Genomic DNA, 13584 nt, shown 5'->3' with positions numbered 1-13584 from the left:
TTATCGTCTGCGCGCAAGAATTGCTATCTGCAGTGCGACTATGATCGCAATCGATGCAACTATTGGGAAGAGTAGCGAGTTTAGCTGGATGGATGCGGCCTCCATGTTGTCAACCGATGTCGATATGGCACTTACGCTCTTGTCGAGGTTTTGGCTTGCAGAGTCAAGCGATGAGCCAAATCCGGTTATTTCTGTTTTGAGGTTTGCAAGCTCCTTTGATGTATCGCCGAGAACTGAGTTTAGTTCCAGAATTTGCTTTGATATTCCCCCGATGTCCTGCTTTTGGACTAGCGTTGCAGATGAACCGTGGGAGATTGAGCCTTGGGAGAACGTCACCACGTGAAACACGTGGGTGCCCTCCTGTACCGGGGTGTATTCTGCATAGTATAGTCCCTGGTGCAGGATCTTAAACGAGGGCGACAGGTTCACCACCTGTCCGTCAGGCAAATGCACGTGCGACGTGCCAAGCAGTTTTTCAGGGCTTCCTCCAATCAACAGCCCGTCGCTTGTTGTCTGGACAAAGATTTTCATTGGCACGTTTATTGCGGCAGTTTCCGGGGCAAACACCAAGGTGTTGATGTTTCTAGTGATTGGGATTTGTTCAGTTTCAGAAGAAGAAGAGAATTTTACGTCGATTTTTTTGGATGCGCCGTTTTGTTGCGTGCTTATTGCCTCTACGGTGTACGTTCCATATGGGAACGACGTAGATGCGTCAGGCCAGATAAACAGTTCCATTTGGAACTTGCCCTTGTCATCAGATGTCACCTGCGTGAACGTCACGATGGTGTCATCTGGCGCAAAGATCCTAAGGACGATATCCTCGTGCGGAAGCGCCTGCCCGTACACAAAGAGCGGCCTGTTTGGCGAGTATACCTGATTATCGGTAAATAGGTCAAGCTGCTCTGCAAAGGCAGAATTTATTCCAAACATGATTCCAAGGCAAATCAAGATTAGTATTTTCATTCACTAATATGGAAAATATCTGCTAGATATTGGTTATGATAGTATCCACTAGAGAGGATTCAAAAAAAGAAAAAAGGGGATAGTTTTATTTTAGTCTTAACTGACGTTTATGTCTACAGATACAGGTGGGCTCAACGCTGTTGGATTGTCAACACTTTCCCAAACAAACACTGTTGCAGTGTATGTTCCGGATGTGGTTGGAATCCAAGACAATGCTGGGCTAAATGACTGACCTGCTGATAGTGAACCAGTGATCCATGCAAGTGATACAGTGACACCATTCTCATCCTGAATTTGTACCAAGTATGCAAATGGTTGCTCTCTATCTTGGCCGTTTACCAGGTCTGCTGTAATTTGCACCTGTTGATCTACTGATACCTCATCTAGTGAGTTACCAAAAGCGTCAACTACTCTAGCATTAGATGCTGGAGCTCTTTCGAGTGGTGGTACTACAGTACCGATAAACGCTGTGCCTGTGATATCGAGTTCATCTGATCTTGTGTATGGGGATGGTAGTGTGTTGTCTTGATATTCTGCTGTGACTGTGTCACCTTCTGCGACTCTGAGTCTGTGGCCTGAAGATTCGTCGGTAGTTGTAAAGTATACAGTACCCTCGAATATTCCGGATGCCTCATTAGTCTCAGTAACAGTTAGATCAATACCTCCTGCATCTGAATCTGACCATACATCGGCATTAAAGTTGTTAATGGCCTCTGGGTTCAGATTCATGTCTGGATCAATAATTCTTACTACGCCGGTTCCGCTGGCTGGATAGCTTGCTTCGAGCCATGCGACTTCACCGATATTCCATCTAACTAATGCAGATCCTACGATTGTTTCATCCTCTGAGAATTCAAAGGAGACTGTAAGACCGTCATCGTCATCAGCCTGCAAGTATCCATTTGTTGGACCCAAGTCGGTTGTGACTGAGCTAGATGAAGATTGACCTGTGAAGTTTGGTGCGTCATTTCCATTTGTTCCGGTTGATGCATCACCATCGGCATCGTGGGCAAATCCTGTAAGGATTACTTCGCCCGTGAAGATGCCTGTGTCAACGCCTGATTCAGTTAGATGGTATTCGTCGAGTTTGTGACCCCTTGTGGCGACCTTTACTGGGTCGTCTGTGGTGTCACCAATTGTGTCGATCAAATTACTATCAAAGTTGTGATCAGGTGCGATTATTGTGATGTATACCTTATCAGTCCAAGTGTAGACCTTTTGGTCTAACTCTACAGTTGCACCGAAGTTGGATGTGAAGATTGTCAAGTTGACATCCTCGCTTTCTTGTCCAACGTAATCTGCGCCAGATGGACCCCAGTCAGTGTATTCTAGTACGATTTCCTCGCCTCTCTCTAGCTTGTCGCCGCCAAGAGTTGATGGAATCTCGATTACTGTCTGGAATATTCCTGTGCTATCACCAGTTTCTCGCAATGAAGCGGGCTCTGGATCAAACGCTGCTGCTTCGCCACCAAGGTCACCCATGGTAACGGTTGCTGCATCGGAATCCCATTCAAGTAAGTCGAGGTCGTAAGTTTCTGCAGAGTCGTTGTCTCTATCAAAGTCTGGCTCTATGACCGTTAGGATCATATCGCTGCCAATGATGTAGACAGACTTGTCAGATTGAATAGCACCGTTTCTTAGGTCAAATGTTGCAGAGTCAGTGATTGTATTTGGTTGGCCTGATGAATCAGCTGGATCTCTGTATGTTACTGTAACAATATCACCTTGCAATAGACAGTATTCTGCTGATGAACCAGAAGATGTATCGAATCTTGCTAGCTCGTTAGCGAATCTTGTGCTATTGTTTGCGGAGACGAAGTTCGTGGTTGTTGGACATGTCGAACTTGCTGGGCCGTCTGTGTATCTGACTACTAGGTCAAATTCAAAGATGCCAGAGTCCGGAGCAGTCTCGGTGATTGGACCGAGCTCTCTTGTCACATAGCCAGAGTTGTCTACAGTGTCAGTTCCAACGGTGATTTTACCGTTGTTACCAGTAGATGCGGATGCACCTGCTGATGCGAGAACCATGCTAGATGATCCTCTTGAAACTACCACTTTGACTGGACCGTGGGCTGTAACATCACCAGTTTCCTGGATTTTGTCCTCACCAGATGCGGATGTGTTGAAGTCTGGGTCGTTGACTTGGATATGAAGCGTTATGTCACCGTTACCAAGGGTTTCAGCTGCAGAGTCAACATTTCCGGTAAGCCCAGTAGCGTGTATTGGGAATACGGATTTGCTGTTTGCAGATGTTGAGCCCGTTGTTGAGCCAGATAGATCAGCTATTTGTCCCCATGGTAATGGGTAAACAGTTCTGTCTAAGCTGACTGAGCCGGTGTTTGATCTTATACCTGCGCCATCGCCAGTTTCTACAACTTCGCCTGATGCGTCTCTAAAGTCAAGATAGTTAACCTCGATGTCTGTACCTTGGGTGGTTACAATCGTTCCTGTACCAGAGTTTCTAGCACAGTATTGTGATGGGATTTGGAATGAACCTTGGAATATACCAGTAGATGAACCTTGTTCAACTAGAGTAAATCCAGATGCACCTAATCCGTTAGAGCCAGTTGGGGTGGTAGAACATGTGAGTGTTCCAGAACCTGTTTGGCTGCTACTTAACCACCTTTCATCGTCAAATGTGACATCTAATAGTCTGCCACGGAGGTCACCTTGTGAGTCAACTCCGTAACCGGCCTTACCGACTGTATCATAGGCTTTATCGTTGCCTGATGTTACGACGGTGTAGATATCAATGAGATCGGTATCAGTGTTAAGGTCTTGATCTTGAAGTGTGATTGTTACTGTATCGCCTACTTTGTAGTTTGACATATCGAATGATACAACACCAGAGTGAGTTGGAGCCTCGACTTGATCTGCAATTTGTGTTGCAATACCATCTGCGCCTACGTCTAAGAAGTTAGCTCGAACTGAATCCTCATCGGTCAAGTCCTCGCCAACAATCATTCGAATCTCATCATCTATTGATGCGATTCCTTTGTAGGTGCTTGTTTGGTTTACGTTTAACTGGTTCAGCATGATATACTCAACTGTACCAGCAAATGTTGCAGTGTTGTCTCCTGTCTCTTCTAACTCTAATCTGTATATAGCATCGTTGAATCTTTCGCTTGATTCTACTCCATCGTCACTGATTCCAAATCTTAGGAAGTCAAGTGTGATTGGGTATGTACCAGCTTCCAATGTTCGATCAGTACTTGTAGTGGTGATGTTAATTCCGAATTTTATTTCGTCGGTTCCACCGAATTTACTATCGGTTAGGTTACCGAATCCCTTACCCATGTCAATCATGTTTTGGAAGTCAGATGAACTGAAATCCGTTGTAGTAGTTGCGCTGAACACAAATGTTCTTGGTGCAGAAGCATTTCCTACAGTGATTGATTGGATGGATGCGCCACTTAGTGCATTACTGAGTGATCTCAGATCGTATTGGAAGTAGTTGAACATTCCATTACCGTTTCCACCGTTAACACGTGAAGCGTTTCTAATGAAATTAGAAAAGTCATCTTGCGTATAGTTGGTAGTTACGTTGATGAAGATTTTTGATGTGGTCGTATAGGCAGCAGAAGTTATGATCTTTAGACGATCACTATAAGTATCAACAGTTGGAGTAATTCCTCCTGTTGCACTTGCTGCGTTGCTAGTTCCGATAGCCACATCGCCTGATCCTACACCAGATAATGTCAATGGACTGCCAATTTTGATTGCTGGCAAGGTAACGTTGGCATTATAGAGGTCAAGATCTTCATCAGCTCTAGTGTTTAGGTTTTGATCCCCATCTACTAGAGTGATTGCGATCTCTTCTCCAGAATTCCATTCGCCGCCAAGTGCTGCTTCATCAAAGTTTAGTGTTCCAAAGAATTGTGCTACGACAATGCTATCTGATTGTGAGTTGTATTGTAATGATGCAGATGTTCCTCTAAGTGCGTTTGAAGTTACCTTCAGCACCGAGGTATCCGTTTCATCATATGTTCCGAATATGCCGCTGTTTGGACTCTGTTCAGTAAATGTCACAGGTTGATTGCCAGATGTGACAGTTGATGTTCCTGCAGTAGCCAGAGTTGATCCAGATGGACCGACGACAGAGTCGGCGTTATCTTGGATCAATAAAACTGGAGTTCCTGAAGATTGTACATCACCATTCACCTTCAACAGACCGTTCGATTCGAACATGAGTCCAGTAAGGTTACCCGTTAGAGCATTTGAAACTAAACCATCACCTGCGCGTGCACCGTTTTCATCAAATAATTGATAGAAAATAGTTGCGTTGCCGGCTAGGGTTCCAAATGTCCAAGAGTCCTCATCAGTTGGATCGATGTTCAACTGTGGGTCTGTCATTGTGGCGTGAACTTGTGAGCTTTGTGGGAAGTTAGATCTGTCCAATGTTACTCCAATCATGTTTGATGGGATTGTATCAAAGGTGAGTGTTGTCTTTTGGATTCCACCACCCTTGTTGTATTGGACAACTACACTTCCACCTGCACTGAAATCATATAATTGGATAATTGGCCAAGCCTTGTCTGTTGCAATAGAAGTTAAGCCAATTTGACCAAGTGATGTTGAAACACCACGGTTTACTGTCTTGTTTTCTCTTACAACGTTATTTAGGTTTACACCAGTTCCAGATGATCCAGTTACAGCTGTACAAGTTGTAAAGGCACTTTCTCCGTCAGTACCACCAGTTGCGTTTGTTGCAACGGCAATACCTACAGTTTGTGAAAATGAAGGACCGAAAACTGTGCTATCGTTTTTACAGAAGTTACCAAAGTCAAGACCAGTACCTCTTGTGGTAGAGGCGCCACTGCCTTTAGCTGTAGCGTCTGCTTTCTGGGCTTGTGCTTTGTCTGCAAAGTAACCATACCAGTTACCATCAGTGGCTTGAACCATTCTTAGTTTGTTGCCGTTGATGGTTACGTCCGGTTCACCTTTACCCTCGTTAGTGTCCTTTATGTCACTGTCAATTACGACTACTTCGATGACTTGAGGTCCTGCAAAGTAGTTTTGGAATTGAGAGTTTTCAGCGGAAACATACAAGTTTGCGTTTGCTGCTGCGGCCTGCGGCATTGCACTTGGTGCAAATGCCGAGAAGCCAGCAGCTAGCATAATTGTCATTAATGTAAGACTAGTTATTTTACGTCCTATCTCGTTGTTCATGTTATTGTCTTTTTGGTCTAAAATTTAGTATATAACATTAATGGACAATTTATCCACAATTCGCTGGTTTTTTGCATTAATTTCAGGCATGCTTCACACCTGAGCCAATTTTTTGATCGCTAATTGTAATTTTTACAATCCTGTGTCAATTTAGGGATACTATAATCTTGCTTTTATAAAGTCGATTGATGCCACAGGCGACGGATCTGTGTTATTTAGAACAGCATAATAGATCGACGCATAGTCCAGCGTATAGATAAGACACATCAGTTTTGATAGAATGCTGCCATTTACCGATACTATTTCTCTATACACGATGTCATTTTTTTCAAAGTATTCTTTCAGTATTTTCCATCTCTCTTTCGTTTTGACATAGTCATTTTTTCCTCGTAACAGAATCGGCTTGACGGTTGACGGCTTTTCCCATGACACTATACCATTATGAGAAGCCTCAATCACGTCCTCTATCATTGCATGAGACTTGGCATTTTCTTGTAATGAACTCTTGAATCGGATTGCTGCCGCCTGCAGACCCCAGGGATAATAAATTAGAGGTATGCCAGATATCCATTTTGCAAGATCAAGTGACGGATTGGATTTGGATAAATTACTAGAGTCTATTTGTTTTGATATTTTGGAAATTTTGGAAATCGATTCTAGTATGTCGTGTTTTTTGATTGGAATTATTGAGTTTAGTGTCCCAAGAGTAGAATAGACATAGCTTACAAATGACGCCCTTGGGGAATGGATTTTTGGAATGTTTCGGAATTCAATTTTATTTTTTTTACAGTATTTTTCCATTTTACCGTCAGATGAAAACCCAATCAGTTTGCAGCCAGTTTTTCTTGCAGAGTTCAACACGGTCATAGTTTCGACAGTATTGCCAGAGACACTGGTTGTTACAACGAGTGTATGAGTATCAACAGTTTTTGGCAAAAGGTATCCTTTCACCAAGCTTACATGAATGTTACTTTTTGACAAAATTGCAGAAAATATGTCGCCTATCGCACCAGAGCCACCCATGCCTGCAAAAACAATGTGGTCTATGTTTTTGTAATCCATAGGATCATTATTACCATACGAGTTTTTTGCTATCTGAGGCCAAAGATCGTATATTTTGTACATTCCTTGAACATCAATTTCATTCATCTTTGAAATGTTAAGCAAGTCAGAATTTCAATAATATGTTACAATATATGGATTGCTTAAATTGAGATTTTTGTTTAGTTTGTGATTATTTCCTTTTTGGAAACAAGCTTTTTGTATAACGAGACGGCATCCTCTTCATCCTTTGGTCCCACTATAACAGCTGAGCCTCTTTTCATAAAGCTGACAGAAAGGTCATTTGTTCTCATCGATACACCGAGATCTCCCTGATTTTCAACATTGAACTGAAGGTCTTTTGCCAGGTTTGTGATTTTCCCCACATCGATTTCGAATTTCTGTGTTGGAGTGATTGAGAATGTACGCTTACCCCTATTTCTTCCGCAGAGCTCTTCAATTATGAATTCTGTTTTTGGTACTGAATCAATTTTACCGTTTCCACAGATACTGCATTCGTCAGCCCTAAACGTTTTAGTCATTACAAAATCCAAGTTTTCCAGATCCACATGCAATATCTTGTCAGAAAGGCTGGGACTTTTGCCAAGTATTATCTTGACAGCCTCTGCTACTTCGATTCCCCCAATTATGGACAGTATTGACGGATGGACTCCTTCTATACTGCAAGTGGGCATCGAGTCCTCATCAAGCTCAGGGAACATGCAAGAATAGCAAGCGCTTTTGTGCGGAAGAATTGTAAAGGCCTGACCTGACACGCCAACTGCCGCACCAGTCACAAATGGAATGTTTTTTTCTATGCATGCCTTGTTTAGTGCATATCGCGCGTTTACGCTATCCAGTGCATCTATTACAACATCACAGCCTTCCACTGCATCAAGTGCCGTGTAATCGTTAATTGATATTGGAAGTGATTCGATCTCAACATCTGGATTCATCTTTTTTAGTTTCTTTGCGGCAACCTCGACTTTGATTTGCCCAACATCAGATTCATCAAACATTGTCTGCCTGTGAAGGTTTGATAATTCGATCACGTCTCTGTCAATGATCCTGATCTTTCCAATTCCCATTGCGACAAGCCTCGTAGTTATTGGGTTTCCAAGACCGCCGACTCCCACAACACATACCTTTGCAGCCTTGAGCTTTAGCTGTCCCTGGTACCCGATTTCCTCTAGCATTATTTGTCTTGAATATCTGTCAAGATCTTTGCTGGATAGTTCAGAACCCCCCGCCACTGCAGGTAGGATATAGATCTCATCCCCATCCTTTAGCGGAGTGTTCATGCCTCCAGAAAACCTAGAGTTTTTTCCGTTGATGTAGATGTTGATGAGTGAGCGCGGCGTTCCGTCATCGTTTAGTACCCTGCGCTTGAAATCATCGCCCATATCTTGCGATACCTTGGTAAATGACTCCAAAAGAGAGTCGGCATTGATTGGGAGTTTTTTTTCCCCGCCACCCTTGTTTAGTACGGACGGAATCGTGAATGTTACGTTTGCCAAATCATTTCACCACTGCGGAAATCTTTGCAACGTCTGCCTGCATTACTTCTGGCTTTGGCAAGACTTCCATTAATGCCTCTGTCGCCTTTAGCCCGTTTCCTGTCACATAGCATATGGTCGTGTCATTTTTGTCAATTTTGCCGTCATCTATCATCTTTTTTAGAACTGCCACTGAGACTCCGCCTGCAGGTTCTGTGAATATCCCCTCGGTTCTGGCAAGCAACAGGATGGCATCAAGTATCTCGCGGTTGTTTGACTCTTCAGCATATCCATTGTATTGCTTTAGTCTTTTGAGGACGTAGCGTCCATCCCCAGGATCTCCTATTGCGAGGCTTTTTGCAATTGTGTCTGGGTTTTCAACTGGAATGACATCGCTTGATCCCCGCTTGAATGCATCAACTATAGGTGCGCAACCGTGCGGCTGTGCGGCAATCATGTGCATTTTAGAAACATCACCGAGAAGAGATACGCTTTGCAGTTCCTCGAATCCCTTGCAAATTGCATTAAGCATTGCTCCACTACCGACCGGGACTACAAGGTGATCAGGTACCTGCCAGTCAAGCTGTTCTGCCACCTCATATGCAAGTGTCTTTGATCCCTCCACATAGTACGAACGCAAATTGATATTCACGATTCCTATTCCTTTGCTGTCGCCTATCTGGGCTGCAATTCTGTTTGCGTCATCGTATGTCCCATCTACTGCAATGAACTTGGAACCATATGCAAGTGCCTGAGCAATTTTTGCGTGCTCAATGTCACTTGGTGCAAACACATAGCATGGAAAACCTCCTTTGGCCGCATGCGCAGCAGTCGCAGATGCCAGATTACCAGTAGACGCACACCCAACGGCAGACAGACCAAACTCTTTTGCCTTTGATACAGCTATTCCTGCAGGTCTGTCCTTAAATGAAAACGTCGGGTTGACAGAGTCATTTTTAATGTAAAGATTGTTCAGTCCCAGTTTTTCTCCAAGCTTCTCGGCCTTGACTAGAGGAGTCATTCCGGCGTGGATGCTAATTATGTTAGATTTGTTCTGGATCGGCAGTAATTCAAAATATCGCCAGTACGTGTGCTCGCGATTTGTAAACGTGTTTTTTGTAATTGATGGAAATTCATACTTTACGTCGAGTGGCCCAAAGCACTCATCACAGATATACTTGAACGTGGACTCGTATTCCTTCTTGCACTCCCTGCATTGCAGCGATGTTTTTGTCATATTTGGATCGGCGTTTGGTTTATAGTTAAAATGTCCTAATATCAAGTTTAGTGACACTTAATTTTAAGTACAACTTGTTTAATGATATTTAACTCATATAATATGAGTTTTTCAGCCCTACGCAAAGTATTTACACATTTTCTGATTACCTAGAAAAAAGTGAACCCGAAACTAATTGCAGGTATGATTGTCTGCATAATAATTGCAACAATAATTGTGGTTGTTGTTTTCACAAGTCCCAAATTGGAAAAAACCGAGCCCAAAGACCCGCTTGAAAACTGGAACAGATCAGGCCCCTTTGCGATAAACGCATTCCAGTATAAACTGGGAGAAAATATTTTTGTCACAGTAAACGGTTTGGCGCCAAATGATGTAGGCAAGATAATTTTTGGATTGCCCAACGGGACCACAGTATATTCCACAGTGCCGTTTGACGGCGCAGTAAAATCAGAATTCAACACATACTTTACACCATCCCTTTCAAAAGCAAAGAAAATTTGCAGTGTTAATGACATAGTAGGCGAATGGTTTGTGGTCTTTAGAGATACAGAGTACAAGCCAATAACTTTCAGAATCATAAATGAGACCATACCTGGCTCAGCAACTAGTTTTGAGAGAGTTTGCTAATCGAGTTTGTGGTGAAAGCAGACACGTTCTCCGGTGTGGCATGCAGGGCCCGCAGGCTCTACCAGATAAATCACTGCGTCAGAATCACAGTCAACTAGGATCTCTTTGACCTTTTGCGTGTTGCCTGACTCTTCTCCTTTCATCCAGAGCTTGTTTCTTGACCTGCTCCAGAACCAAGAGTTTCCGGTTTTTTGTGTCAGTTCAAGCGACTCCTTGTTGGAATATGCAAGTGTCAGAACTTCTTTTGTGTTGTAATCCTGAACTATGACAGGAACTAGTCCATCCCCTTTTGAAAAATCCAGATCAGAAATAGTCTTTTTCATTAGCAGTATTTTCCAGTTTTTGACTTATAATCTTACGTCCACATTATTTTCCTTAAGATACTCCTTGACCCTGTCAACTGAATGAGTCTCATAGTGAAATATTGACGCTGCAAGCGCTGCGTCAACGTCGGTTTTTTTGAACACCTCAAGCATATGAAGCGGTTCCCCGCACCCGCCAGACGCAATTACGGGTGTTGACACGGTTTCAACTATTGCCTTTGTCAAAATAATGTCGTAGCCGTCCTTTGTTCCGTCTTTGTCTATGCTTGTGAGCAGAATCTCGCCTGCTCCCAACTGCTGCACTTTTTTTGCCCATTCTATTGCGTCTATTCCGGTTCCCGTTTTTCCCCCGTAGATGAACACCTCAAACCAGAATTTTTTTGAATCCTCTGAGAAGATGTTTTTTCCTTTGGCATAATCATAGTTACGTTTTGCATCTATTGCCACTACGACACATTGCTTTCCAAAAAGATTCATCAGTTCCGTTATGATTTCTGGATTCTTCACCGCCCCAGTATTAATTGCAACCTTGTCTGCGCCGCAAAGCAAAATGTCGCGCGCATGTTGAAGTGTTTTCACACCGCCCCCAACCGTAAACGGAATATCAATTACCTGTGCAACCTTTGAGACAAGTGAGCGAATCGTTTCTCTTTGTTCCTGTGATGCAGTGATGTCAAGAAAGACAAGCTCGTCTGCTCCCTCTCTGCTGTATTTTTCCGCAAGTAATACAGGATCGCCTGCATCTTTGATTGACTCAAAATGCAGACCCTTGACCACTCGCCCGTTTGCTACATCAAGACACGGTATGATTCGTTTGGTCAGAGTCATGCCAGCTTTTTTGCCTCCCCGATCGATACCTTGCCCTCATAAAGTGCCTTTCCCAGAATAACACCATACGCGTTGCATTGTTTTACTGATGTAATGTCATCAAGACTTGATATTCCCCCACTTGCAATCACATGCACATGTGAAAACGCGCATGCTTTTTTCAGATAGTCAAGATCCGGTCCCTTCATGGTACCGTCTCGTGACACATTTGTTATAAGAAATTCCGAAAAACCTTTTCCGGTAAGACTTTGCATTGCATCAATCAAGTTTGTACTAGTTGATTGCTGCCACCCATTTACCATGATTATACCGTCATAGTGATCTGCAGATATTACTATTCTATTTGTGCCAAATTTTTCTGCCAGATTTGAAACAAGATCCACATCCTTGAATGCGACGGTTCCTAGAACAACCCTTTGTGCAAAGTCCAAAGCTTCTGAGATTATTGATTCTTCCCTCAGGCCGCCAGCCACCTGTGCTGGAATGGATATTTCTTTAACAATTTCTTTGATCAGTTTGAGATTGGATCCCCTTTGTAGCGTGGCATCAAGGTCAACTAAATGCAGCATGTCGGCACCTGCTTTTTCCCATTTTTTTGCCACAGCCTTAGGATCATTACTGTATATGGTCTTGTTTTCTGGCCTTCCTTGGTACAGTCTTACTACCTGACCTTCCATGAGGTCGATTGCCGGGATGATCTTCACTTTTTACACTCTCGTAAAAAGTTCTGAATCATCAGGGAACCAATCTTGCCTGACTTTTCCGGGTGGAACTGAGTTCCGTAAAGTGTACCCCTGTTGACTATAGCAGGAACCGCAATCCCGTAATCGGAATCGGCAACTATAATGTCGTCATTTTTCGGCTTTACTCTGTAAGAGTGGACAAAATAAACCCATGAAGAATCAGGTATTCCATCCATCAATGGGTTTGATTTTCTGATCTTCAGGTTGTTCCATCCCATGTGCGGTATTTTGAACTTGTTTGGAAGAATCACTACTTCTCCTTCCATCACGGACAAGCCTTGCTCTTTTCCTTCCTCGCTTTTTTCAAAAAACATTTCCATGCCAAGGCAAATTCCCAGCACGGGAATCTTGTCCTGAACGTATTCCTGAAATGTAGTCTTTGAGCTTTTGCGCATGCTTTGTACTGCCGGATCAAAGTTGCCGACTCCAGGCAACAGCAAGCCAGAATAATTATCTGCCTGATCAAAACTTTTGATCACATCTACTGTTGCGCCCCGTTTTTCTAAAGCTACCTTCAGGCTGAATATGTTACCTGCCCCATAATCAAATATTGCTACTTTCATCACATTGAACCTTTGGTACTTGGTATTCCTTTTTGCTTCTTATCAATGCTGGCTGCAACCCTAAACGCTACTGCAAGTGACTTTATTGCCGCCTCTACCTTGTGGTGGTCGTTTTCTCCGTATTTTACATTTAGGTGTATGCAGCTGTTTAAGTTCTGTGCAAGTGATGTGAAAAAATGCTCGATGTCTTCTTTTGACATTCCCTCGATTTGCGTTCGCTTGATTGATAGGTTGATCTTGTGATACGGGCGTCGCACTAGGTCTATTGTTGCTTCTGCAAGGGATTCATCTAGTGGGACTGAGGCGTAGCTGAACCTTGTGATCCCAGTTCTTGCTCCAAGTGCCTTGTCCATTGCGGCGCCGATTGCAATTCCCACATCCTCGATTAAGTGGTGTAAAATGTTATCATTGGACTTTGCCTTCACGGTGAGATCAAGCATGGAATGCTTTGCAAACGAGGTAATCAGGTGATCAAAGAAATCAATTCCAGTTTTGATAGATATCTTGCCGCTGCCGTCAAGGTTGGTTTGTACGCTTACGGAGGTCTCTTTTGTTTCGCGCTTAATGCTGCTTTTTCTTGCCGCCATAAGTACT

The 13584-nt window shown here is 43.3% G+C and carries 11 protein-coding genes; 1 reads left to right on the top strand and 10 read right to left on the bottom strand.

Annotation, left to right across the window (positions count from 1 at the left end):
* The 5 genes from NKMY2_RS03610 to NKMY2_RS03590 form a co-directional block, all read right to left on the bottom strand.
* Complete coding sequence (locus NKMY2_RS03610) at positions 1-963, bottom strand: hypothetical protein (RefSeq protein WP_042684623.1); 963 nt, start codon at positions 961-963, stop codon at positions 1-3.
* 96 nt (positions 964-1059) lie between these two features.
* Positions 1060-6132: a beta strand repeat-containing protein gene (locus NKMY2_RS03605; RefSeq protein WP_042684620.1), complete on the bottom strand. Its 5073-nt coding sequence runs from the start codon at positions 6130-6132 to the stop codon at positions 1060-1062.
* 159 nt (positions 6133-6291) lie between these two features.
* A complete protein-coding gene (locus NKMY2_RS03600) occupies positions 6292-7299 on the bottom strand; it encodes an SIS domain-containing protein (RefSeq protein WP_042684619.1) in 1008 nt (335 codons plus the stop codon).
* 56 nt (positions 7300-7355) lie between these two features.
* The gene (locus NKMY2_RS03595; protein ID WP_042684618.1) at positions 7356-8690 is read right to left on the bottom strand and encodes a ThiF family adenylyltransferase; all 1335 of its coding nucleotides are present in this window, start codon (positions 8688-8690) and stop codon (positions 7356-7358) included.
* Between the two features lies 1 nt (position 8691).
* The gene (locus tag NKMY2_RS03590) at positions 8692-9906 is read right to left on the bottom strand and encodes a threonine synthase (RefSeq protein ID WP_042684617.1); all 1215 of its coding nucleotides are present in this window, start codon (positions 9904-9906) and stop codon (positions 8692-8694) included.
* Positions 9907-10065: 159 nt separating this feature from the next.
* Between NKMY2_RS03590 and NKMY2_RS03585 the strand changes: the two genes are divergently transcribed.
* Positions 10066-10533 carry a hypothetical protein gene (locus NKMY2_RS03585; RefSeq protein WP_052347489.1) on the top strand — a complete coding sequence of 156 codons (468 nt, stop codon included), beginning with the start codon at positions 10066-10068 and terminating at the stop codon, positions 10531-10533.
* Here NKMY2_RS03585 and hisI read toward each other — a convergent pair.
* Genes hisI through hisB form a run of 5 tightly spaced genes read right to left on the bottom strand, consistent with a single transcriptional unit; the run spans position 10530 to position 13577 of the window.
* Positions 10530-10856: a phosphoribosyl-AMP cyclohydrolase gene (hisI, locus tag NKMY2_RS03580; RefSeq protein ID WP_042684616.1), complete on the bottom strand. Its 327-nt coding sequence runs from the start codon at positions 10854-10856 to the stop codon at positions 10530-10532. The two genes, NKMY2_RS03585 and hisI, sit on opposite strands and share 4 nt — an antisense overlap.
* A gap of 24 nt (positions 10857-10880) precedes the next feature.
* Positions 10881-11684 carry an imidazole glycerol phosphate synthase subunit HisF gene (hisF, locus tag NKMY2_RS03575; RefSeq protein ID WP_042684615.1) on the bottom strand — a complete coding sequence of 268 codons (804 nt, stop codon included), beginning with the start codon at positions 11682-11684 and terminating at the stop codon, positions 10881-10883.
* Complete coding sequence (gene hisA, locus NKMY2_RS03570; protein ID WP_042684613.1) at positions 11681-12388, bottom strand: 1-(5-phosphoribosyl)-5-[(5-phosphoribosylamino)methylideneamino]imidazole-4-carboxamide isomerase; 708 nt, start codon at positions 12386-12388, stop codon at positions 11681-11683. Before hisA ends, hisF begins: the two co-directional genes overlap by 4 nt.
* Positions 12385-12993, bottom strand: coding sequence for an imidazole glycerol phosphate synthase subunit HisH (gene hisH / locus NKMY2_RS03565; RefSeq protein ID WP_042684609.1), 609 nt, complete (start codon positions 12991-12993; stop codon positions 12385-12387). The genes hisA and hisH overlap by 4 nt, the downstream gene beginning before the upstream one ends.
* Positions 12990-13577, bottom strand: coding sequence for an imidazoleglycerol-phosphate dehydratase HisB (hisB, locus tag NKMY2_RS03560; protein ID WP_042684607.1), 588 nt, complete (start codon positions 13575-13577; stop codon positions 12990-12992). The genes hisH and hisB overlap by 4 nt, the downstream gene beginning before the upstream one ends.
* Positions 13578-13584 lie beyond the last annotated feature (7 nt).

This window comes from Candidatus Nitrosotenuis chungbukensis, from assembly GCF_000685395.1.
GTDB lineage: Archaea > Thermoproteota > Nitrososphaeria > Nitrososphaerales > Nitrosopumilaceae > Nitrosotenuis > Nitrosotenuis chungbukensis.
This window is presented reverse-complemented; position numbering and strand designations above follow the sequence as displayed.

Excerpts from the sequence above, each read along its gene's own strand:
- NKMY2_RS03590 (WP_042684617.1), bottom strand. The coding sequence starts at position 9,906 with ATGACAAAAACATCGCTGCAATGCAGGGAGTGCAAGAAGGAATACGAG.
- hisB (WP_042684607.1), bottom strand. The coding sequence starts at position 13,577 with ATGGCGGCAAGAAAAAGCAGCATTAAGCGCGAAACAAAAGAGACCTCC.
- NKMY2_RS03610 (WP_042684623.1), bottom strand. The coding sequence starts at position 963 with ATGAAAATACTAATCTTGATTTGCCTTGGAATCATGTTTGGAATAAAT.
- NKMY2_RS03605 (WP_042684620.1), bottom strand. The coding sequence starts at position 6,132 with ATGAACAACGAGATAGGACGTAAAATAACTAGTCTTACATTAATGACA.
- hisF (WP_042684615.1), bottom strand. The coding sequence starts at position 11,684 with ATGACTCTGACCAAACGAATCATACCGTGTCTTGATGTAGCAAACGGG.
- hisI (WP_042684616.1), bottom strand. The coding sequence starts at position 10,856 with ATGAAAAAGACTATTTCTGATCTGGATTTTTCAAAAGGGGATGGACTA.